Below are 23126 nucleotides of genomic sequence, written 5' to 3' on the forward strand. Positions count from 1 at the left end.
TATATTTACGGGCCTTTTAAAAGGGCCCGTTTTTTATTTATTTAAAATGAGCTTTTGGCATAGAGCGTGTACTGATTAATTAGGAGGTTTACCATCCCTAAGGTTAGCTTCTTAAAAATGTTACTTTAAATTATAATGTTTACCATATTAGGGTTTGAATAAACATTAATTTGTCTTAGTTTGTTAATTGTTATTTTTGAATAAGACGAATGCAATTTTTACTATGAAAAAAAATCTCTTACTAATTCTTCTGTTTTTTGTTTCAATTTCATCATTCTCCCAGGAATTACACGATATAAAAGGAGTTGTAATGAATGATGCTAACGATAAAATTTTAGAAAACGTAAACATCGTAAACCTTAATCAGGTAAAAGGAACTACTACTAACGACAAAGGAGAGTTTGCATTAAAAGCAGCAGTAAACGATACACTGTATTTTTCATATCTAGGTTTTAAATCGCTTCGCGTTCGTGTTACCAATGATTGGCTTAAATTCGGAGATATTAAAGTAAAAATGACTGAACTTGGGATTGCGTTAGAAGAGGTAGTTGTAAAACCTGTTCAGCTAACGGGTTATGTAGAAATTGACGCTAAGTTAATACCTGTTTATGACAATTACCGTTATAGAATTTCTGGGTTGAGCACGGGTTATGAAGGAGGTAGTAATCAACCAGGCGCTGTAAGCAAAGTTTTAAGCTCTATTTTTAATCCTGCCGACTTCCTCTATAATGTATTTGGGAAGCGGCCACAACAGATGCGGAAAATGCGCAAGATGAAAGAGGATGATGAAATAAGAAACTTGCTTCAAAGTAAGTTCGACCGTGAAACCCTAATGGCCGTACTGCAGTTAGAACGTGTTGATATTGATGAGATATTAAATAAATGTAATTACTCTAAAGATTTTATTAGAACAGCAAACGACCTTCAAATTTTAGATGCAATTAGTGGTTGTTATGAGGAGTATAAAATTTTGAATAGGGATAAGTAGTCTGGAAATCGAAATCGAAAACGAAATCGAAATCGAAAACGTAATCGAAATTGAAATTGAAATTGAAATCGAAGATGAAGTCGCCTTTCGGCCTGGTTCAGTTACTTTAAACTGAAATTTAAATTTATTTATTGATTATTTCTTTGGTATCTCTGTGTTCCTTTGTGCTTCTGTGTTGTTTAGCTTACGGAAGTTTTCTAAATTTAAGAAAATACAACAATTATGAAAAAAATCATTAATGCGCAACGTAACTTCTTTAATACTCACGCTACAAAAGACATACAGTTTAGAAGGACTCAGTTAAAAAAACTTCAACAAGCTTTAGAGCAAAATGAAGCATTACTTCACGAAGCAATATACAAAGACTTCAAAAAATCTGAATTTGATAATTACAGTACTGAGCTTTCCCTGCTTTATAAAGATATAAAGGAAGCGCGAAAAATGATTTACAAATGGGCGCGAAAGGAAAGCGTGCCTACTGGAATTCTCAATTTTCCTGCCTCAAGTTATATTATTCCTGAGCCTTTAGGAGTTTCTTTAGTTATTGGGGCGTGGAATTATCCTTATCAGCTTTCCTTTGCTCCAGCAATTGCTGCAATTGCCGCAGGTAATACTGTAATTTTAAAGCCTAGTGAATTACCGACCAATACTGCGGCAGCTATGTCTAAAATTGTAAGGGAGAATTTTGATCCTGCGTTTTTTACAGTGGTAGAAGGTGGAGTGGAAGAAACTCAAGAATTATTAAAACAGAAATTCGATAAAATATTTTTTACTGGAAGTACTACAGTTGGTAAAATAGTTTATAAAGCTGCTGCCGAAAACTTAACTCCGGTAACCCTAGAGCTTGGAGGCAAAAGCCCTGCTATTGTTACGGAGAATTGTAATTTGAAAGTTTCAGTAAAACGATTAGTTTGGGGTAAATTTTTAAATTCCGGCCAAACTTGCATCGCTCCAGATTATGTACTGGTTCATAAAAGTATTGAACAAAAATTTCTCAATCAACTAAAAATAGAAATTGAAAGTCAGCATTTTGCTTTTGAAAATGATAATTTTCTTCAAATTATCAATAATAAAAACTTTGATAGGTTGGTTAAAATGCTCGACCCACAAAAAATATTTTACGGAGGCGAAACGAATCGCGAATCGCGCTATATTCAACCTACTGTAATGCAAAATGTAAGTTTTGACGATGCCGTGATGCAAGAAGAGATATTCGGGCCTATACTTCCTGTAATTACCTATGAAACTATTGAAGAAGCGATTGTCAAAGTAAATATCTTGCCAAAACCATTATCTTGCTATGTATTCACAAAAAGCAATACAATTAAAAAGAAAATTTTAAGAGAAATCTCTTTCGGTGGCGGGGCAATTAATGAAACCGTAATGCACATCACAAACGAAAATTTACCATTTGGAGGTGTTGGTTTTAGTGGAATTGGTAATTATCACGGAGAAGCAGGATTTAAAGCTTTTACCCATTATAAAAGTATTATGGATAAACCAACATGGTTCGATCCTTTTATAAAATATTATCCTCATACAAGCTTTAGATTAAAGCTGATGCGCTGGATTATGAAGTTGTAAGAACCTCTCTATAACTTCAAGCTTACCTTTTACAAGTAGGAAGAAACTCATTTTGAGTAATCTCATTATTATTGCTTATATTCTGTACTAACTAATAAGTCAATATATGAAGTTGCGATTAACGCTATTAATGGTTCTTTCACTTATGATGCTCTCTGCTCAAAATCTTACAGATAAAGCAATTAAACTGGATGGTACATCTAGTTTAGACCCACTTATTGCGGCTTCAGGTGATAAAAAGTTAGTTTTGCTAGGAGAAGCCAGCCACGGTACCCATGAGTATTACATATGGCGCGATAAAATTAGCAGAAGGCTTATAGAAGAACACGGTTTTAATTTCATTGCCGTGGAAGGTGATTTCGCTAGTCTTTATAAGTTAAACCAATATGTTAAGAATATTGAGGGTTCAGGAAAGTCGGCAAGAGAGGTTTTAATGCGGCTCAATCGTTGGCCTACGTGGATGTGGGCAAATGAAGAAGTTGTAGCTCTTGCTGAATGGATACGAGAGTATAATGATCGTTTGCCGCAAGATAAGAAAGTTGGTTTTTACGGAATGGATGTTTACGATGAATGGGTTTCAAAACAAATGGTGTTGGAAACGCTTAAAAAAATAGATGAATCGAGCTATAATTACGTTAAACTCCAATACAATTGCTTTAATCCTCATAAAGGCGATAGTTGGCAATATGCTCGTGCAGTAAAAGACGGAAAACCAGATTGCGAAGCTGCTACCGAAAGGGTAGTTTCTTATATTAGAAATAATCGTGAAATCTTAAAAGGCCTTTCAAATGATGAATATTTTTACTTGCTTCAGAATGCAATTGTAGTACATAATGCTGAAGAATTTTATCGTGAAAGTATAGCTTCTAAAGATGCTGTTTCTTGGAACTCTAGAGTTTTTCATATGCGAGAAACAGTAGGCGATTTACTGGCGCTCTATGGTAAAAACTCTAAAGGTGTGGTTTGGGCACACAACACGCATATAGGCGATGCTTCGTTTACCAGTATGCGAAATACTGGTGAAAAAAATATTGGTCAGCTAAAACGAGAAAGTTTAGGAAAGGAAAATGTTTTTCTAATAGGTTTTTCTAGTTACAAAGGAAAAGTAATTGCTGGTTCTAGTTGGGGCGCTAGAATGGAAGAAATGACGATTCCTAGAGCTTTAAGAAGTAGTGTTGAGTATAAACTTAAGAAAACAGGTTTGGATTCTTTCTATCTTATTTTTGACGAAGAAGATAGAAAGGAAGAAAATTTAAAGGTTAGGGGGCATCGTGCGATAGGAGTGGTGTACAATCCTCAATTTGACAGAAGACAGTTTGTGCCTACTATTGTGCCACTTCGTTACGATGCGTTAATTTTTTTCAATGAAACAAAAGCTTTGCAGCCCTTGCATAAATAGAATTGCTACTTATTCAAATTCTTAAATCTTTGCAACAGCGTAGGGTGTGAATAGTGTGCAAAAACATATAGTGGGTGCGGGGTAAGGTTGCTTAAACTATTCTTCGAAAGCTTTTTTAAACCTGAAATTAGCGGTTCTGATGCGAAAGTGTTTTTAGCATAATCATCTGCTTGGTATTCAAACTTCCTACTTAGGTAATTCATAATTAAACTCGTAATCCCGGAAATCGGGCTATATAACACTCCAAATGCTACCAACCCAATGTGAAATGAAGGTTGAGAAACATTTAATGCTTCAGAAAGTAAGGGATTACCAATAAATAAAGACAATAACCACAAAGTAAATCCTGTGGTTAAAATGGCAACTATTAGGTTGATAATAATGTGATTTCGTTTATAATGACCCACCTCGTGAGCAAGTACAGCTACTATTTCTTTTTCGTTTAAATCATTAATTAATGTGTCGTAAAGTGTTACTCGTTTCTCGCTTCCAAATCCTGAGAAATATGCATTTGCTTTTGTACTTCTTTTACTTCCGTCAATAACAAAAATTTTATCTAAAGTAAAACCAACTTTCGAAGCGTATTTTTCAATTTCTAAACGCAGTGAGCCTTCTTCTAAAGGAGTTTGTTTGTTAAATAAAGGAACAATAAAACGTGCGTAAAATAAATTCATCAGTACAGTAAATACGGTTATAATTCCCCAAGCATAAAGCCAAAAGTTTTCTCCTGTGGTTTGATAAATCCAAATTATTGCTCCTAGAATTATTCCACCAAGAACAGCACCCATAAGCCATCCTTTCAATTTATCGAGAAAGAATGTTTTTCGAGTTGTTTTATTAAAACCGTATTTTTCTTCAATAACAAATGTGCTGTAATAGCTAAATGGAGTACTTAATGTATCACTAGCGATCATTATAATGCCAAAGAAAACCAAGGCAATTAGAATTTCATTGTTGGAAATAGAACGCGCTAAATTATCAACATACGCGAAGCCATCAAAAAAGAAGAATAGGAGCGTGGCTATTAAAGAAATGGTTGAAGTAAGCAGTCCGAATTTATAACGTTCCGTTTTATATCTTTGGGATTTTTGATATTCCTGTTCATCAAAAATATCTTCTAACTCCTTAGGTAGCTTATCTCCAAAGTGTTTTGCATTTAAGTAATCTAACGCCTGCTCAATAATAAAACTGACAATTAATATTGCTATTATTATATAGAAAAGAGTTTCTGGACTCATAATTTAAGTTCTAAATTTTAAGCACCAAAATCCAATAAAAGTCATTAATTAAAACTCTGATTTTGTTTGGGATTTAGGATTAGGACTTTTGTGATTTGCGAAATTTACTTTAGAAAATTTCGTTGCCTTTTAGCTTCAAATATAAGGATTCCCGCAGCTACAGATACATTCATACTGTCAATTTCCCCTTGCATTGGGATGATGATGTTTTGATTGCTGTTTTCTAACCATTCATCACTTAAACCAGTTGCTTCGGTGCCAACTACAATTGCTGTACTTTCTATAAAATCGCAAGTGTGATATGGTACGGACGCTTGTAAGGCAGCACAATAGATGTTGATATTGTTTTCTTTCAGAAAAGAGATGATTTCCGAAGTACTTCCCGTCGCAATGTTATTTGTAAATATACATCCCACACTACTGCGGATAATATTCGGGTTGTACATATCAGTTTTAGGGTTGGCGATGATTACAGCATCAACATTAGCAGCATCGGCAGTGCGAAGAATTGCCCCAATGTTTCCAGGTTTTTCAGGTGCTTCAGCAATTAAGATTAACGGTCCTTTAGATTCGCTCGAAGAACGGTTATTAAGCGAGTTCGAAATCGTTAATGTAGAAAGACTTAAATCTTTTACCATTGCAATCGCCAAAACTCCTTCCGTTGAACTTCGATAAGCTAGTTTTTCATAGATTTCTGAAGTGATTTCTATGATTTCAGTGTTAGTACTAACAGATTTCTTTAGCGCATCAAAATCGTCTTCAGAAATAATTCCAGGACAATATAATAAGGTTTTTAAATGATATCCTCCTTTTATTGCAAGTGAAATTTCACGTAGCCCTTCAATAAAGAAAAGACCTGTTTTTCTACGTTCACGCGATTTTTCTTGAAGGAGAACAATCTGTTTTATCAACGGATTTTGAAGACTTTTAATTGATTTTTGCATTTTGCAAAGATAAGCTACATATACTTATGTGCAGTCCCTAAATTTATACGAAGTCCGAAACTAATGTTGATGTAATTGGCACCATTAAAAGTGTCTTTTAATTCCTTAGGAACATTCACATTCATAAAATCGTGACGTAATTCAGTAGAAGCGTAAACACCTAAATAGTTTGAAAATCGATAGCTGAGCTCAGGATTTAACCAAACTGCAGTCGCGGTATCGCTAAAATTGTCACCTGTGGCGTGATTGCGATAGGTTGAATACCCAACACCAATTCCGATGCTAGCGTCAAAATCTCCTATGTGCTTTTCATAGTTAACCATACCTCCAACTAAATAGTTGTTTGAACGGAAGTAGTTTCCTATTAGCTCTGGGTCCGAAACATTAGATTTGAAGAAACTAAAATATGGGCCAACATAAATGTCTTTAGTTGTTATAATTTTAAAAGAAAATCTCGCCCCCATTTTTAAATCCAAACCATTATTTGCAAAATTATCACCAAATGCAATTGGAAAATATGGGCCAAAACTGATATTGCCAATGTTCTTACCTGGTCCTAAGCTGTCTATTTTAGTAGTCTCTGTTTGTTGTGCAAATGCGGTAGATGAAATAAATAACGCCAACACAAAAGTTCTAATATTCAAAAACATATGTATTTTCAGGGTTTGTTAGTGGGATGGAAATTGTTTGTTCAGGCTCGCCATTCAATTTGTAAATAAACGTTACAGTCGTACCTAATTGGCTTTCTACATTTATATGAATATCTGAGTATTCTGAATCTAAAAACCGAAATTCAGATTCATCATCCTCACATCGGTTTAAATCATTGCCATTTAAGTTTACTCTACAAATAGCGGAATCATAATTTAGATTGTATTCAAGGGTGTTTGTGTCTCCTGGAATATTGTTAATATGAAGGTTAAGTTTTGCATACTTATTTAGCTGAATAACACCTAAATGATATGTAGAAGCATTACGATTATTGCTTTCGTCGTAAAAGGCTTTGGCAGAATAATCTATATTTTCAATTAGTTCGGTATCATAGTGATAATGCCAGATTTCGCTAAACGGTTTTGAATTAACAGCTATATAAAAATTATATGGAGGTTTTGACATAAGCGAAGTGAATTCAAATTGTCCATTCTCGTCACTTATAGTCTCACCTAATAATGCTTCACGGCTAGTCTCAGAACGAACAGAAATATTTGAAATAGGGTTGTTGTTGCTGTCAACAATGGTTCCTGTAACCAAAACACGTTTATCATTCATTATATCAACCTCACAAGATTGAAGAACAAACGCAATACCTAAAAATAAGTATTGAAATAAATGTTTTCTTTTCATAAATAGGCAATTTTCAATGCGGCAAGAATAATAAAAAAATACCTCAATTGTTAAAGAAATCGCTAATTTTTACTTTGAAAACAGGGCAGATTTAATCATTTCATCAATTAAATCGTCTTATTTAATTATTATTTAAAGAAACCAAAACGATTATAAAGCTTTCCCTTCAAAATAATTAACCACCAAAGCCACCATATAATTATAACTTTTTATACCATCACTTTGGTTATTCACTTTTAAGAAATTATCCCAAAACACTTTTGAAAATGTTTCGAAAGGATTTTCATAGTTTCCCCAAAAATCTTGCATTTCTCTATAACTGGCTAAAATTCCTGGGTTAATGGTTTTTGTTAATTCAAAAAAATCATCTTCACTGTTTCTAAACACATCGCTTAATAAATAGCGAAGTGTAAATATGTGACCAGCGTATTGTATATAAGTTTCGTTGTTGTGAAGGGTTGCTAAAGTCGCAATAAAATTAGCTTCGTTTTCTGCAGCATAACCAATTTGATGCGCTTCTTCGTGGCATGCTACTACAGGGAACTTATAAGTTTTAATTAAATTGTTCACTTGTGCTTCCCCAGAAAATGGATTTAAGTATCCACTGTACCCCATATACGTCAAACCTAAGCTCCAACCGCTATTTTTGATACTTCTAGGAGAATAGGCGAGTTGTGGAAATTCTTTTTCTAAATTAACATAACCGTTTGTGGATTTTTCCAACATTGTTTTCTGAGTATAGGGAACCTCTACTTTTAGAGTATCGCCACCGTTTAATTCATTGTGCAATGTGTTACTCTTCTCAATAAATTTTTTAGTTGTTTCTAGCAATTGCTCGTAGCTGTAATCGCTTTTTAGTTGCAGCGATTTATGAAGGGGTAGTCTATAATAATTGAAAGCCCAAAGTATATGGAACATAAAATATACCACTGAAACGGCAGCAGTAATGTCTATTAAAACTCGAAATGGTTCAAAACGAAGTCGGTAATAGTTTTTGTAAACCCATCGTATGGCAATAATAGCAATCAGCAAATAAAAAACGTCTCCAACAGAAAATGGAACCCACCCAAACAGATAGCGAGAGATTTTTGAAAGCATAGGATAGAAACCTAAACTGTAATACTTCTCTACAAATTCGGGAAAATTCTTTAGAATTTGAAGCAGAAATATCTGTATTGGTAGAAGCAGCGCAATGATTAGTGAAGTTCGTCTTTGCATAATTCAAACTTACAAAGGAATTCTTTCTCCACATAATTTTTATAGCGGATGAAAATCGGTAATTTTGTGGAAATATTCCTCGAATTCAAAAATAAATTAAACCTTCAAGGAGTCCCGCATAAAAACGGGGAACACCTCGCAGGATATTCGTGAATTTGCGGTAAAATTTTTTTCACTATAAAAATTATAAATTATATGAACCAAGAAATAAGAAACTTAGAGCCCAAAGCTCTTTGGAACAAATTTGCAGATCTAAACGCTGTACCGCGACCTTCAAAAAAAGAGGAGCGTGTAATTGCTTTTATGAAAGACTTCGGTAAAAGTCTTGGATTGGAAACCATAGAAGATGAAGTAGGAAATGTAATTATCCGCAAGCCTGCAACTAAAGGAATGGAAGACCGAAAAATGATTATTTTACAAAGTCATTTAGATATGGTTCACCAAAAAAACAACGACACAGACTTCGATTTCGACAAGCAAGGAATTGAAATGTATGTTGATGGTGATTGGGTACGCGCTAAAGGAACTACACTTGGGGCAGACAATGGTTTAGGAGTTGCTACAATAATGGCAATTCTTGAAAGTGACGATATAGAACATCCAGCAATAGAAGCGCTTTTCACTATAGATGAAGAAACAGGAATGACTGGTGCAAAAGGCTTAAAAGGAGGAGTGCTGAAGGGAGATATTCTTTTAAACTTAGACACTGAAGAAGATGATGAGATTGGTATTGGTTGTGCTGGAGGAGTAGATATTACTGCTTCAGGAGCTTACAAAAATGTTGATGCCTCTAAAAATGGGCAATCGTATATTATTAGTGTAAAAGGACTAAACGGTGGCCATAGTGGAATGGACATCATTAAAGGTCTTGGAAATGCAAATAAGTTAATGAACAGATTACTTTTTGCTACTAATGACTTTATGGAGTTAGCTAATCTTGAAGGAGGTAGTCTTCGAAATGCAATTCCGCGTGAAAGTGTTGCGAAGGTTGTAGTTACAGATGAATCGAAATTTCAAGCTGCATTCGAAAGCATGAAAAATGATATTCTTGTAGAGTATAAATCATTAGAAGAAAATCTTTCAATTACTGCTGAAAAGAGCGATGAAGCTTTTTCTAAAGTAATGCACGGCGAATGTCAGACTAAGTTTTTAAATGTTATGAATGCTGCACATAACGGTGTTTATAGAATGTCTCCAGACATTGAAGACTTGGTTGAGACTTCAAATAATATTGCAAAAGTATCAGTTGCAGGGGGAAGCATCAAAATTGAATGTCTAACTAGAAGTTCTGTTGAATCTTCAAAAGCGACTTTAGCAAATGCTTTAAAATCAACTTTTGAACTAGCGGGTTACGAGGTTAAACTTTCAGGTGATTATCCTGGATGGGCACCAAATATGGATAGTGCTATTTTAAAAGTAATGGATAGTCTTTACGAAAAAATGAATGGTGAAAAAGCTAATGTTGCTGCTTGTCACGCAGGATTAGAATGTGGTATTCTAGGTCAGAATTATCCAGGGATGGATATGATTTCCTTTGGCCCAACTATTAGAGGAGCGCATTCTCCTGATGAGCGTGCAAGTATTTCTTCAGCTCAAAAATACTGGAACTTTACTCTTGAAGTAATGAAGAATATACCGAAGAAATAGCGCTGAGATGTTTCGCTACCTAAATTATTCAAAAAATAGGGTAGGGTTATAGCTTATTTAGCTTTTGACAAATAATTCAAATAAAAAAGAGGAACTGATTTTAAATCGGTTCCTCTTTTTTTATTTAGCAAGATTTGGAATTACTTCACAATCTCTACAAGTTCTAGTTCGAAAATTAATTCAGAATCAGCAGGGATAACTCCTGGAACTCCTCTTTTTCCATATGCTAAATGAGAAGGAATAAAGAGTGTAGCTTTATCGCCAACTTTCATATTTAGTAATCCTTCGCGGAAACCAGGAATTAACTGAGCGTCTTTGCTGTAATCTGTTGGTACTGGTACGTATTGTCCAGCTGCTTTACGCATTTCATCAACCATTTCGTATTGCTCAGCATTTTTTAAAATATTCGAATCGAATAATTTTCCGTTAGTTAAGAAACCTGCGTAGTTCATTAAAATTTTATCGCCTTCGTTAGGTTGTTCTCCTTCTGATTTTTCGTTGAAGTAGATTTTTAAACCTGAAGGAAGAGAATCAGCTTTAGCTTTTAGGGCATTTAATTCCTCTGCTTTAGTAGATGCAATTTTATTAATGCGCTCTTCTTTCTCTTTTTTCTCTTTTTCTATTTTATTCATCTCTTCAGTAAAGTAAGGTACTTTCACCTTCCCTTTATTAATGATGTTTACTTTTTCAATAATTACTGGAGAAATTGGTTTATCACCAGGCTTTTCTGTTTCTACTACTCCAATTGCGTCAACAATATCTTGCCCAACTACAATCTCACCAAAAATAGTGTGACGGCCGTCTAACCAAGGAGTTTCTTTTAAAGTAACGAAAAACTGACTTCCGTTAGTCGCTGGACCTGAATTAGCCATTGCTAAAAGTCCTTTTCTGTCAAATCGTATAGTGTCGGTAATTTCATCTGGAAATGCGTAACCAGGGCTTCCTGTACCATCACCTTTTGGGTCCCCACCTTGAATCATAAAATCTTTTATAACTCTGTGGAAAGAAAGTCCATCGTAAAAGCGCTTTCCTTTGTAAATAGAATCTACCATTCCGTTAGTACCTTCGGCTAATGCTACGAAGTTAGAAACAGTAAGTGGTGCAGTTTCATTTTTTAGTTTAGCAACAAAAGTTCCTTTATTAGTAATAAATTCAGCATATACACCATCTTCTTTTAATTCAGGATATTTCTCCTGACAAGACGCAAATGCAAGCGTAAGTGATAAAAATAGAAATGATAATTTTTTCATAAATAATTAATTTTCGTTTGATTGTTCAATTGAGTGTAAAGTTATAGTGCTCTGCACAGGAATATTAGTGCCGAGTTTTTGTTCGATCCCATAATAGCCATAGGCTTTATAGGAAGGAAATAGGAAAGTTACTGTTTCACCTTCCTTCATAAGTTTTATGCCATCACGAACACCGGATATAAGTTCTTGATTGCTTTGGTCTACCTTATATTGCTGTAAACCATTATCTTTTTCTGAAAGAATCAAGGAACCGTTAAGGTCTTTAATGTCGTAAGTGAATTTTACAATATCTCCTGGATCAGGCATATCTGAAGATGTAGTATCGCGTTTATTGTAAAAATACCAGAACCCACTTTCCGACGTAATGTAGTTGTGAGTTGAGTCTTTTGCGATTATTTTTTCGATATAATCTTTTTCCTCTTCATAAAGTTTTTTATTCCTTTCTGCAGATTCTTTTATGAATGTACCAGACTGACTTTGTATAGGCTTCCTGGCTTCAGGGCTCTTACAAGAGGTGATTAAAGCCGAGAATAATAATATGTATATTAGCTTATTGAGCATTTGCAAGTTCGTTTTTATAACGTGGCAAGATACTAATAAATTCGTTTATGGTTTTGTTAAGGTCTTGCGAACTTTTTCCCCCGGCAGCGTTAATATGTCCACCACCACTGTAATGATTACGAGCAAAATCATTTACCGAAAACGTTCCCTTACTTCTAAAAGAAATTTTAACAATACTCTCTTGTTTGTTTTCAATAAATATTACAGCGAAAACAATGCCTTTAACCGACAATGCATAATTTACAAACCCCTCGGTATCTCCTTTTCTAAAGTTATTTTCGTCTAATTCACTTTGCGTAAGTGTGATGTAGGCTGTGTGTAATTCTGGAATTAAATGCAAGTTATTTAAGGCAACGCCTAGCAATTTCATTCTTTCGGGGCTGTTGTTGTCGTAAACATTTTGATGAATAATAGCACTTTCTGCACCAGTTTCAATCAATTTTGCTGCAACCTTATGTGTAGTTGGGGAGGTAGACGAAAAACGAAATGATCCCGTATCGGTCATTATCCCTGTATAAAGATTGGTAGCTATTTCTTTTGATAACTTTTCAGTTCCAGCTAAGGCATCTATAAAATGGTAAACCATTTCTGCAGTAGAGCTCATTTTAACATCGCTATATGTTGCAATAGCGTAGTTTGATGGTTGTTGGTGATGGTCTATCATTACAAATTTTGCAGAAGATTCTTCTAAAACCCCCTTAAGTGGATCGCCAACTCTACTTAAATCGTTAAAATCTAGAGTGAAAATTATGTCAACTTGGTTTAAAGTCTCAGTGCTTTTTTCAATTTCCTTTTCATAAATTAAAATATCATCTGCTCCAGGCATCCACTTTAAGAAATCTGGAAAGTCATTAGGCATTAATACAGTTGTATTATGTCCTTCACTTTTCAAATAAAATGAAAGGCCTAAGCAAGAGCCAAGGGCATCTCCATCAGGGTTTCTATGACCGATGATTACTATGTTTTGAGGCGATTTAAGTAGGTTTTTTACTACTTCTGTGGTTTCTTTATTCATAGGGCGCGAAGATACGATAAAGCCTTTTAACCCCAAAGAATCGAATATGGTTAATTATTGGTGGAAATACTGCTGAAGTGATTGAATTATATCTAATTATGTGAGTTAAGTGTTTAAACAAAAAGCATAGGTTTTGAATGTTGAAAATAAAATACCTATTTTTGCCGAAATTTAAAAAACACAATGAGAACAGACAGAACATTTACAATGTTAAAGCCAGATGCGGTTGAAAAAGGACACATAGGCGCAATTCTTGAAAAAATTAACGCTTCAGGTTTTAGAATCGTAGCGATGAAACTTACTCATATGACTACAAACGATGCAAAAGCATTTTATGCAGTACATAGTGAGCGTCCATTTTATGGAGAATTAGTAGAATATATGACACGCGGGCCAATCGTTGCTGCAATTCTTGAAAAAGAAAATGCAGTTGAAGATTTCCGTACATTAATTGGTGCTACTAATCCAGCAGATGCTGCTGAAGGTACTATCCGTAAAATGTATGCAGCTTCAATTGGCGAAAACGCAGTTCACGGAAGTGATAGCGATGAAAACGCTGCAATTGAAAGTGCTTTCCATTTCTCAGGTCGTGAAATGTTCTAAGTATTTACAAAATATTTATATTGAAAACGCCTTCCAATTTGGAAGGCGTTTTTGTTTTTACATTATTTTTTTGCTCTATCGTAAAATCAACTTTTTTATTAATTCTCTTCCCAGCTCTTCATTGAGGAGTTTAACTATTTTGTCTTTACCATAACTGAGCTCTTCACGTAAAACTGAAGAAGTGAGTTGCACGTACAACGTCTCACGATCCAATTTTACATCGGATGTGTATTTTACAATAGCGTGACCCATAACGGCTACCCAAGCTTCTTTAGCGTTTACCTTGTCCAAGCCTTTGTCAAGCTTGTTTTTACCGATAAACTCTTTTAAAGCGTCTCCAAGTGATATATTTTCTGCGTATCGTTTAGCCATTTTTCAATTTTAGAAATGTGAATTTTAAGGTTTATCATTTACTACTCAACATTTGTAATCAATCTACAATGTCAAATTTTTTGAACCTATTGTACGTGTAGGTTTTATTATCTCTGTTTTTTAAAACCAAGGTGCTATCTTTTGCTTCAACTACTGTTTCTTTCCACTCATCAAATGAAGTTTTGTAGTGCATGATTAATTGGTTTTCTTCAATGTTTAAGGTAAAGTCCTCCGTTACACCATTTGTATTAAAGGTTCCATCAAATTTTGGAGAAACCTTTGTGCGAGTTCCGCTATCGCCATTTATCTCAATATAGTCTATTATAGTGTTTACACCAAAGTTTTTAACTTCTCCGTCAGGCATTTCTACGGTGTTTATTTCCCAATAACCGCTAAGATGTTGCTTTTGTTCCTCTGGATTAGGTTTTTCACAAGAAAATAAAACGATAGTAAGTATTAATAGTATTATTCTAAAATTCATCTTTTCTTAAGTTTATAGCTGAAACATTTTATATGTCTGATGTACTTTTTTTATTACTTCCTCGGTGCGTTCGGCGTGAGTATCACTGATGAATAGCTGCCCGAAGTTTTCTTTGTCTACTAAAGTGATTAAATGTTCTACTCGAGTTTCATCGAGTTTGTCAAAAATATCATCTAAAAGTAAAATAGGGTTAGTTTTAGTGTGATTTTTTATAAAATCGAATTGAGCTAGCTTTAAGGCTATAAGATACGATTTTTGCTGCCCTTGTGAGCCAAACTTTTTGATAGGATGTCCGTCAATTTCGAAAATTAAATCGTCCTTATGAATTCCAAAGTTGGTGTACTGCGTGATTTTATCCTTTACAATATTTGTTTGAAGAAGTGTTAGCAAATCATTTTCTTGTAATTGGCTTTGATAAATTAAGTTTATGGATTCGTCACCACTGCTAATCGACTTGTATCTATTTTGAAATATTGGAAAAAATTCTTCTAAGAATGCGTTTCTTTTTCCGAAGATAGATGTTCCGTAATTGTGAAGTTGTTCATTGTAAATGTCAATTGTATCTTGGTTAAAAGTGTTGTTTGCAGCAAAATACTTTAATAGGGAATTACGTTGTGATAATACCTTATTGTATTTGAGAAGAGTTTGTAAGTAATCCGGATCTCTTTGCGAAATAACACCATCAATAAACTTTCTTCGTGTATCGCTTCCTTCAATAATTAAATCTCTATCAGCGGGTGAGATTATCACTAAGGGTAGAAATCCAATGTGCTCACTTAATTTTTCGTAAGCCTTTCCATTTCTTTTAATGATTTTTTTTTGTCCTTTTTTGGCACTTACAACAATTTTTTCCTGACTTTCTTTTCTATCGTAAAACCCTTCAACCACAAAAAACTCCTCTCCGTGTTTTATATTTTGAATTGTAATAGGATTGAAATAACTTTTCCCAAAGGATAGGTGATAGATAGCGTCTAGAACGTTAGTTTTTCCTACACCATTATTCCCTACGAAGCAGTTGATTTTGGGATCAAATTCGAAGGATTTGGCTTCAAAATTTTTATAGTTAAGTAAGGATAGCTTTTGTAAATTCATATAAAAAATTGACTTAGGACAATTAAACCCACATGATGATATCAGTGCTTTTGAGAACTATTTTAGAGGTTGTTTTCAATAAGGATGTAAAAATACAAGGTTTGACGTGATTTTGTCTAAAGACTTGTGTTCTTTTGTTTAAATTCTATTTTAAAAGGTTTATTATTGCACGTAAATGGCGCTTTGAGGTCTATTAATAGTAGGATTGAGTATTAATAAAAAATAAGAAATATTAATCCTTTTAAATTCCATTAAAAATTTTATTTTTGCGCCACTATAATCAATAACTATGGCAACGTACAAAAAACGCGGAGGCAAACCTAGAACTAAGGTTGAAAAAGAAGAACAATTAGAAGACGGCAGCACAACTGCAGAAGTGTTTAATACCCTTGACGAAGGCGCATCTAAAACGGAGGCGTGGATTGAAAAGAACCAGAAAGGTATTTTAGGTTTCATTATCGTAGTAGCTGTTTGTGTTTTAGGATATTTTGCTTACGACCAGTATATAAAAGCTCCTAAAGAGGCAGAAGCAATGAACGAATTGTTTCAAGCACAAAACTATTGGGAACAAGCTTTAACTGCTCCAGCTAAAGACTCTCTATACAATCTGTCACTTCAAGGAGGCGAGGGTAAATATGGTTTTATTGATATAATTGAAAACTATAGTGGAACAAAAGCGGCAAACCTTGCACATTATTACGCAGGTATGGCTTACCTTAACACTAATAAATATCAAGAAGCAATTGCTCAGTTAGATAAATTTAGCAGCAAGGACGATGTTTTAGCTCCTCTAGCTAAAGGTGCAATTGGTGATGCGTTCGCTCAACTAAATCAGAATGAAGACGCTTTAAAATATTACGAAGAAGCTGCAAAAATGCGCTCTAATGAATTTACTACGCCACGTTTCCTACTAAAAGCTGGAATTGTAGCGATAGCTTTAAATCAGAATGACAAAGCATTAAAGCACTTCAAAAAAATAGCGGATGAATATCCGAATTCAACTGAAGCTGCAAAAGCCGAAATTTATACCGGTCGTGCAGAAGCAATGAAATAAAGAATGGCAACAGAAAATACAAATTTATCGGCTTACGATAAAACAACAATCCCAAATGCGAAGGACTTTCGATTTGGGATTGTTGTTTCAGAATGGAATCACGAAATAACAGAAGGAATGTTTCAAGGCGCTTTCGATGCTTTGAAAGATTGTGGCGCTATTAACGAGAATATAGTTCGTTGGAATGTTCCTGGGAGCTTTGAGTTAATTTATGGCTGTAAACGTATGACTCAGAGTTATGATATGCTTGATGCAGTAATTGCAATAGGTAGTGTGATTCAAGGAGAGACTAAGCATTTTGATTACGTTTGTGAGGGCGTAGCACAAGGAATTAAAGACTTAAATGTTCAAGGGAATATCCCTGTTATTTTCTGTGTTCTTACAGATAATACTATGCAACAAGCTATAGATCGTAGTGGCGGAAAGCACGGAAACAAAGGAACTGAAGCAGCTATTGCAGCAATCAAAATGGCGCAACTTCGCAAAGATTCTAAGTTTTAATATTTAGTATTTATACTTCGAATTCGCTCAGTAACCGAAATTTTAGATTCAAATCCTAGTTTTGTCACCCTAAACGCAAACGAAGGGTGCAAATTACTACGCACTGCCAATGTGAACGGAATACACCATTGGTACAGTAATTGTTCAAAAAACATTTAAATTCAGAATTGAATTGAGTAACTTTGAGGCACAACAATTATGGGACTAATAGGTAGAAGAAAAAATAAGAAGTATAGTTATAAACCACGTCATTTTGAATATGACGGAGAAGGTAGCCCTTTTTCAATAGGTCATAAATTTGATCAATACAGGACTACTGTTGGTGAAAACACAGGGATAAAAGCTAAATTTAGAACTGCTTGGGCAGATTTAAGACAGTCTTCAGATAGAAAAACTAATTTAAGACTGTTGGCTATAATCGCAATTCTTGTGCTTATTTTCCTATTTATCATTGATTTCGATTTATCCATTTTCTACGCATAGATTTTAATGTCAGACATTATTCAGTTATTACCAGATCACGTTGCTAACCAAATTGCAGCTGGGGAAGTTGTTCAACGCCCTGCTTCGGTAGTAAAAGAGTTATTGGAAAACGCCATTGACGCGAAAGCTACTGCTATAACACTTGTTGTTAAAGATGCAGGAAAAACACTTGTACAAGTTACCGATAATGGAGTAGGGATGAGTGTAACCGATGCGCGATTGAGTTTTGAGCGTCACGCGACTTCAAAAATAAAATCGGCTGAAGATTTATTCAATTTAAATACAAAAGGATTTCGAGGAGAAGCTTTAGCTTCTATTGCTGCAATTGCACACGTTGAATTAAAAACCAAGACTGAAGATTCAGAAATTGGAACGCATTTAACTATTGAAGGTAGCAAAGTAATTTCCCAAGAACCCGCTGTTGTACCAAAAGGAACAACCATTTCGGTTAAAAATCTATTTTACAATATTCCTGCTAGAAGAAATTTTCTTAAAAGCAATACAGTTGAAACTCGTCATATTATCGACGAATTTCACCGTGTAGCTTTGGCACATCCCGGTGTTGCTTTTCATATGCTACACAATGGAAGCGATGTTTTTAATCTTCCATCGTCAAATTCGCGTCAACGAATTGTAAATATCTTTGGTAGTAAAACAAATGAAAAACTAGTACCAGTAAGTGAAGAAACTGAGATTCTAAAAATAGAAGGTTTTGTGATGAAACCAGAATACGGAAAGAAAAGTAGAGGAGAGCAGTTTTTCTTTGTAAACGACCGTTTTATAAAAAGTCCATATTTACATCACGCAGTAAATTCAGCTTTTGAAGGCTTGATGAAAAACGATGTTCATCCAGGGTACTTTTTGTTTTTAGAAGTAGATCCACATTCTATAGATATCAATATTCATCCTACAAAAACCGAAATTAAGTTCGACGACGAACATTCTATTTATGCAATGCTTCGCGCAACTGTAAAACACAGCTTAGGGCAATTTAATATTGCTCCTGTACTCGATTTTGAAAGAGATAAAGGGTTCGACACTCCTTATGAATACAGTAAAAAAGCACCTACAGCACCAACTATAGAGGTTGATAGAGATTTCAATCCGTTTAAAGAAAAACCTAAACAAGCAAATATAAAATTTCCGTTTAACAGAGGTAAAGAATCTTCTTGGGAATCATTATATGTTGGGCTAAAAGGTGAAAATGAAACTTCTCGTTTCGGCACCACGCAACAAGCCGAAGGGAGATCGTTGAGTGCCGTAGAAATGGAGTTTGAAAGTGAAGAAGTGACGGGAAGTCTTTTTACTGATAAAGAAACTGAGCGTGGACAAACAACGTTTCAACTTCAGAATAAATACATTATAAGTCCGTTAAAAAGCGGAATGATGGTAATTCATCAAAATCTAGCGCATCAACGAATTCTTTATGAGGAATTGCTGAAGAATATAACAGTTAAAGAAGCGGTTAGTCAGCAGTTATTATTTCCACTTCAGCTTAGTTTTTCTAAACCTGACGTAGCTATTATTGAAAAAATACGGGAACAGTTGGAGAACACAGGTTTTGTTTTTTCAGAGTTAAAAGATGAAACTATTGAGATTAGCGGAATTCCGGTATTGATACTAGAAAGCCATGTCGTAAATTTGCTAAGTCAGCTTATTAACGATATAAAAGAGGAAGTGCCGGATAGTGGCTTCAGTCAGAACGATATGTTATCTAAATCGATGGCAGCAAGTATGGCGATTAAAACGGGTGTTTCTTTAAATAGCGAAGAGCGTGAACATTTAATAAACCAATTGTTTGCTTGTAAGGAACCGTCTGTAAGCCCAACCAATAAGCCAGTTTTCATTACTTTAGACGTAAATGAACTGGATAAGAAGTTTATGTAGAATTAACCTTTAGGGGTTTAAATAATTTTACCGAGGTTTATTAAGATGTGGTGTTTTAAAACACATTGTTATAATTAGAGGTAGTAATAATTATGGGAAGAATAACAGATACAGTAAAGTTTCTATTAATCCTGAATGTGATCTTTTTTATAGGCACACAGTTTACAGGAGGAATTGCGGAGAGATTATTCGCTTTATATTATTTCGAAAACTCGAATTTCCAATTTTGGCAGCCGGTTACATCAATGTTTATGCATGGCAGCTTTTTCCACATACTTTTTAATATGTATGCTTTGTGGGCTTTTGGTTCACCTTTGGAAATGCGTTGGGGACAGAAAAAATTTCTGTTCTTCTACTTTTCTGCAGGAATTGGTTCGGCGTTAATTTATACCCTTGTAAATTACTTCCAGCTTCATAGTGGCATGGATGATTTGTTAAGTGCGGGGCTAAGTCAGCCGCAAATTATGGATATCTTGGAAACAGGAAAGTATAACACTGCAATTTTAGAGTATGTGTCTCAGGACACAATTCAGAGTATGTACAATATATACAACGGAGTGGCATTGGGTGCTTCTGGAGCAGTATATGGAGTGTTAGTGGCTTTCGGAATGATGTTCCCAACAGTAGAGCTGATGATGATTTTCCTGCCTATACCTATTAAAGCAAAATACTTTATCCCAGGTATAATTGTTTTAGATTTAGTTTTTGGAATTACTGGAGCTCAAACAGGTATTGCACACTTCGCGCATATTGGAGGAGCATTGTTCGGGTTTATTATGGCTTGGTACTGGAAGAAAAATAGTTTTGATAACCATCGCTGGAATTAATTATGGCAGCAAACAATCTTATAGATAAATACAAGTCGGCCAATATACTGGTGAAGCTTATTGTGATTAATGCAATTGCATTTTTTGCAGTTTATCTAGGCTCTTTCTTTTTAAACACTAGTCAATTTTATTTTTCTCGTTGGTTTGTTTTAAGTGATGATATTGGAAGTCTTATAACTAAGCCATGGACTTTAATCACTTATACTTTTCTGCATTTCGGGTTTTTACATATCTTATTTAATATGATATGGTTGTACTGGTTTGGACAATTTGTGCTAAACCTGTTTACAGGTAAAAGATTGCTCACGGTATATTTGTTAGGAGCACTTTTTGGTGGCCTTCTGTTTGTAGTATCTTATAATCTTTTTCCTGTTTTTAATGAAAGTAGAGGCTACTTGATTGGGGCATCTGGAGCGGTTACTGCTGTAATGATATTTATAGCTACATATACTCCAAATACAGCATTCCGATTATTTAGTTTTACAATCAAACTTTGGCATATTGCGTTATTTCTTTTTGTGTTGGATTTAGTTAGAATTCCAGCTGGAAATGCAGGTGGAATTTTAGCCCATGTAGGAGGAGCAGTCTTTGGTTATGTATATGCAATTCAGCTTGCAAAAGGTAATGATATTGGGAAATGGTTCGAGAATTTCATGGATTGGATAGCCAATCTTTTTAAGCCAAGAACAAAAAAACCCTTTCGAAAAGTTCACCGTACAACACAACCAAAATCTAAGCGTTCTAAGCCTAAAGAATCAAAGTCTGATTATCAAAAAAAGATAGATGAGATTTTGGATAAAATAGGTAAAAGCGGTTATGAAAGTCTAACAAAAGAAGAAAAAGACTTTCTTTTTAAAGCCGGGAAAGAAGATTAATTCCATGCGAAGATTTATCAATAAGATGATTTTTTGGGGCAACTTGCTCGCAGCATTTCTATTATTGATTTCTTTCGTTTTACCTTACCTACCTCCCAAGACCTTTCCAATACTTTCTTTGCTAAGCTTGGTGGTTTCATTGCTAATTATAGTTAACATTATTTTCGCTATTTATTGGGCAATACAGTTTAGAAAACGATTTTTTGTTTCGTTTACTGTTCTTTTAATTTCATATTTCTATTTCAATGTTTTTTATGAAATTTCATCGCAAGTTGATGCTTCACAGTATGAAAATAGTTTGAATATTTTGTCGTATAACGTTCGACTTTTTAATGCGTACGAGAAAAATTTAGACGATGAAGCTTTTGATATAATGACCGAAATTCTCTCTGAAGAAGATCCCGATATCGTTTGCATTCAGGAGTTTTATAAGGGCAATAAAATTGACTTTTCAGCATATCCTTATAAATTCATTCATTTTAAACACAACAAAGCTGCTTTAGGTCACGCTATTTTATCAAAATATCCAATCATAAAGAGAGGTTATTTTGATTTTTCGGAAACTTATAATAATGCATTATATGCAGATATAGTTAAAGGAAAGGACACTCTTAGAGTTTATAATTTGCATTTACAATCTTTAGGTATAATACCTCGAGTTAGCTTTTTACAAAAAAATGATAATGAAAAGTTGATGAAGCGGGTTTCTTATGCCTTCAGAAAACAGCAATCACAAATTGAAGAAATAAATGCACATAAAACTAAAGTATCGTACCCGATAATTATTGCAGGTGATTTCAATAACACTCCTTTTTCTTATACCTATAGAAAATTAAAGGAAGGTATGCAAGATAGCTTTAGAAAACGTGGGAATGGCCTAGGAACAACTTTCAATTTCGAAAAATTCCCAATGCGTATTGATTATATTTTTGCTTCTGAAGAGTTGGATGTTTTATCATTTGATACTATGAAAAAAACCTTTTCCGACCATTACGCTATCCGCTCTACTGTGGGGTGGTAGTCTTTTAGCTTTTGATGTAATTCTCAAAAACTTCGGCATTTTCTAAATACGTTAATGTGTTTGGTCCTTCATTAAACAGTAAATCTAATACCGATAGATTTGGTAAAAATGAATGATTTGCTTCGTGAACTTGCGTATATTTTTCACAATTAAATGCCGACTTTCTCTTAGCGTTAACTAATATACGTAGGTCATCAATTTCGGGTTTCTTTTCAAATTCTGTGGTATGTGAAACCTCAATGTCTATTCCTATTATTTCACAGAGGATATTAAATATATTTAGATTGAACTCCATTAAGCTTTCCACCTTTTCGGTGAATATAGGTTCTAGGTCGTCTTCATAAAACTCAAAAAAAGGAGAGGTGCGATAAGCGCTTTGCAAACTCTTCCAATGATGGTCTTGCCAAGGAAAGTCGTTTTCTACTAAAATATCCTTAGTTTTTTGACGATTTCCATTTTTGCTGTGCTTCACTGGAATGTTCAACAGTAGTTTCCCGTTGCTATGCGCAATATATGTTCGGTTTCGGTAAGTTTGTTTTTGGTAGTTATCCTCCACTTCAAAAACCACTTTTTCAGCCTGCGCTACCGCAGCCATTTGTTCGATAGTAGGAAAATATGATGGGTATAAGAGGATTGTTTTCATTTTAAATAATTGAGCGTGTCAAAATTAAGAAAGAAAAACATACTCAAAACAAAATTAATGTACATAGTTTTAAATAGTGTAAAGCTTTTAGGTTTTCAC

At 34.4% G+C, this 23126-nt stretch carries 24 protein-coding genes; 12 read left to right on the forward strand and 12 right to left on the reverse strand.

Annotated elements, in window-relative coordinates:
* Positions 1 to 223: 223 nt before the first annotated feature.
* The 3 genes from H4O20_RS05865 (at position 224) to H4O20_RS05875 (ending at position 3971) form a co-directional block, all read left to right on the forward strand.
* Positions 224 to 988 carry a carboxypeptidase-like regulatory domain-containing protein gene (locus H4O20_RS05865; RefSeq protein WP_139854965.1) on the forward strand — a complete coding sequence of 255 codons (765 nt, stop codon included), beginning with the start codon at positions 224 to 226 and terminating at the stop codon, positions 986 to 988.
* 222 nt (positions 989 to 1210) lie between these two features.
* A complete protein-coding gene (locus H4O20_RS05870; RefSeq protein ID WP_185098579.1) occupies positions 1211 to 2572 on the forward strand; it encodes an aldehyde dehydrogenase in 1362 nt (453 codons plus the stop codon).
* 106 nt (positions 2573 to 2678) lie between these two features.
* Positions 2679 to 3971, forward strand: a complete 1293-nt coding sequence (locus H4O20_RS05875; protein ID WP_139854963.1) for an erythromycin esterase family protein — start codon at positions 2679 to 2681, stop codon at positions 3969 to 3971.
* A 5-nt stretch (positions 3972 to 3976) separates the two neighbouring features.
* On the opposite strand, the gene H4O20_RS05880 is transcribed toward H4O20_RS05875, so the two are convergent.
* From H4O20_RS05880 to H4O20_RS05900, 5 genes are all read right to left on the reverse strand, one after another.
* Entirely contained in the window at positions 3977 to 5209 is a 1233-nt protein-coding gene (locus tag H4O20_RS05880) for a M48 family metallopeptidase (protein ID WP_185098580.1), read from the reverse strand.
* A 104-nt stretch (positions 5210 to 5313) separates the two neighbouring features.
* Positions 5314 to 6153, reverse strand: coding sequence for an RNA methyltransferase (locus tag H4O20_RS05885; RefSeq protein ID WP_185098581.1), 840 nt, complete (start codon positions 6151 to 6153; stop codon positions 5314 to 5316).
* Between the two features lie 14 nt (positions 6154 to 6167).
* Positions 6168 to 6797: a hypothetical protein gene (locus tag H4O20_RS05890; protein WP_185098582.1), complete on the reverse strand. Its 630-nt coding sequence runs from the start codon at positions 6795 to 6797 to the stop codon at positions 6168 to 6170.
* Positions 6787 to 7497 (reverse strand): carboxypeptidase-like regulatory domain-containing protein, encoded by a 711-nt coding sequence (locus H4O20_RS05895; protein ID WP_185098583.1) that lies wholly within the window; start codon positions 7495 to 7497, stop codon positions 6787 to 6789. The genes H4O20_RS05890 and H4O20_RS05895 overlap by 11 nt, the downstream gene beginning before the upstream one ends.
* A 150-nt stretch (positions 7498 to 7647) precedes the next feature.
* Entirely contained in the window at positions 7648 to 8715 is a 1068-nt protein-coding gene (locus H4O20_RS05900) for a DUF3810 domain-containing protein (protein WP_185098584.1), read from the reverse strand.
* Between the two features lie 195 nt (positions 8716 to 8910).
* On the opposite strand from H4O20_RS05900, the gene H4O20_RS05905 reads away from it, so the two are divergent.
* Complete coding sequence (locus H4O20_RS05905; protein ID WP_185098585.1) at positions 8911 to 10362, forward strand: aminoacyl-histidine dipeptidase; 1452 nt, start codon at positions 8911 to 8913, stop codon at positions 10360 to 10362.
* Positions 10363 to 10502: 140 nt separating this feature from the next.
* On the opposite strand, the gene H4O20_RS05910 is transcribed toward H4O20_RS05905, so the two are convergent.
* Genes H4O20_RS05910 through H4O20_RS05920 form a run of 3 tightly spaced genes read right to left on the reverse strand, consistent with a single transcriptional unit; the run spans position 10503 to position 13188 of the window.
* Entirely contained in the window at positions 10503 to 11612 is a 1110-nt protein-coding gene (locus H4O20_RS05910; protein WP_185098586.1) for a peptidylprolyl isomerase, read from the reverse strand.
* Positions 11613 to 11618: 6 nt separating this feature from the next.
* Complete coding sequence (gene gldI / locus H4O20_RS05915) at positions 11619 to 12173, reverse strand: gliding motility-associated peptidyl-prolyl isomerase GldI (protein ID WP_185098587.1); 555 nt, start codon at positions 12171 to 12173, stop codon at positions 11619 to 11621.
* On the reverse strand, positions 12163 to 13188 hold the full coding sequence (locus H4O20_RS05920) for a bifunctional oligoribonuclease/PAP phosphatase NrnA (protein WP_185098588.1): 1026 nt from the start codon (positions 13186 to 13188) through the stop codon (positions 12163 to 12165). The genes gldI and H4O20_RS05920 overlap by 11 nt, the downstream gene beginning before the upstream one ends.
* 183 nt (positions 13189 to 13371) lie before the next feature.
* Here H4O20_RS05920 and H4O20_RS05925 point away from each other — a divergent pair, with 183 nt between their 5' ends.
* Positions 13372 to 13791 carry a nucleoside-diphosphate kinase gene (locus H4O20_RS05925; RefSeq protein ID WP_165148494.1) on the forward strand — a complete coding sequence of 140 codons (420 nt, stop codon included), beginning with the start codon at positions 13372 to 13374 and terminating at the stop codon, positions 13789 to 13791.
* Positions 13792 to 13866: 75 nt separating this feature from the next.
* Here the strand turns inward: H4O20_RS05925 and H4O20_RS05930 are convergent, their stop codons facing one another.
* From H4O20_RS05930 to H4O20_RS05940, 3 genes are read right to left on the reverse strand one after another with little or no spacing between them, the layout of a single operon-like run.
* Positions 13867 to 14163 (reverse strand): DUF721 domain-containing protein, encoded by a 297-nt coding sequence (locus H4O20_RS05930; protein WP_139854952.1) that lies wholly within the window; start codon positions 14161 to 14163, stop codon positions 13867 to 13869.
* Positions 14164 to 14221: 58 nt separating this feature from the next.
* The gene (locus H4O20_RS05935) at positions 14222 to 14644 is read right to left on the reverse strand and encodes a lipocalin family protein (RefSeq protein WP_139854951.1); all 423 of its coding nucleotides are present in this window, start codon (positions 14642 to 14644) and stop codon (positions 14222 to 14224) included.
* A gap of 12 nt (positions 14645 to 14656) precedes the next feature.
* Complete coding sequence (locus H4O20_RS05940) at positions 14657 to 15736, reverse strand: DNA replication/repair protein RecF (protein ID WP_139854950.1); 1080 nt, start codon at positions 15734 to 15736, stop codon at positions 14657 to 14659.
* 289 nt (positions 15737 to 16025) lie between these two features.
* On the opposite strand from H4O20_RS05940, the gene H4O20_RS05945 reads away from it, so the two are divergent.
* From H4O20_RS05945 to H4O20_RS05975, 7 genes are all read left to right on the forward strand, one after another.
* Complete coding sequence (locus H4O20_RS05945; RefSeq protein ID WP_185098589.1) at positions 16026 to 16790, forward strand: tol-pal system YbgF family protein; 765 nt, start codon at positions 16026 to 16028, stop codon at positions 16788 to 16790.
* A gap of 3 nt (positions 16791 to 16793) precedes the next feature.
* Positions 16794 to 17291, forward strand: a complete 498-nt coding sequence (gene ribH / locus H4O20_RS05950; protein ID WP_139854948.1) for a 6,7-dimethyl-8-ribityllumazine synthase — start codon at positions 16794 to 16796, stop codon at positions 17289 to 17291.
* A 198-nt stretch (positions 17292 to 17489) separates the two neighbouring features.
* Positions 17490 to 17774, forward strand: coding sequence for a riboflavin synthase subunit beta (locus H4O20_RS05955; protein WP_139854947.1), 285 nt, complete (start codon positions 17490 to 17492; stop codon positions 17772 to 17774).
* A gap of 6 nt (positions 17775 to 17780) precedes the next feature.
* On the forward strand, positions 17781 to 19661 hold the full coding sequence (gene mutL / locus H4O20_RS05960) for a DNA mismatch repair endonuclease MutL (protein WP_185098590.1): 1881 nt from the start codon (positions 17781 to 17783) through the stop codon (positions 19659 to 19661).
* Between the two features lie 92 nt (positions 19662 to 19753).
* Positions 19754 to 20488 carry a rhomboid family intramembrane serine protease gene (locus tag H4O20_RS05965; protein WP_185098591.1) on the forward strand — a complete coding sequence of 245 codons (735 nt, stop codon included), beginning with the start codon at positions 19754 to 19756 and terminating at the stop codon, positions 20486 to 20488.
* Between the two features lie 2 nt (positions 20489 to 20490).
* The gene (locus tag H4O20_RS05970; RefSeq protein WP_185098592.1) at positions 20491 to 21363 is read left to right on the forward strand and encodes a rhomboid family intramembrane serine protease; all 873 of its coding nucleotides are present in this window, start codon (positions 20491 to 20493) and stop codon (positions 21361 to 21363) included.
* A 4-nt stretch (positions 21364 to 21367) separates the two neighbouring features.
* Positions 21368 to 22384 (forward strand): endonuclease/exonuclease/phosphatase family protein, encoded by a 1017-nt coding sequence (locus H4O20_RS05975; RefSeq protein ID WP_185098593.1) that lies wholly within the window; start codon positions 21368 to 21370, stop codon positions 22382 to 22384.
* Between the two features lie 4 nt (positions 22385 to 22388).
* Here H4O20_RS05975 and H4O20_RS05980 read toward each other — a convergent pair whose 3' ends face one another.
* Complete coding sequence (locus tag H4O20_RS05980; protein ID WP_185098594.1) at positions 22389 to 23027, reverse strand: WbqC family protein; 639 nt, start codon at positions 23025 to 23027, stop codon at positions 22389 to 22391.
* Positions 23028 to 23126 lie beyond the last annotated feature (99 nt).

It is taken from the genome of Aequorivita sp. 609, assembly GCF_014212065.1.
Classification (GTDB): Bacteria; Bacteroidota; Bacteroidia; order Flavobacteriales; family Flavobacteriaceae; genus Aequorivita; species Aequorivita sinensis.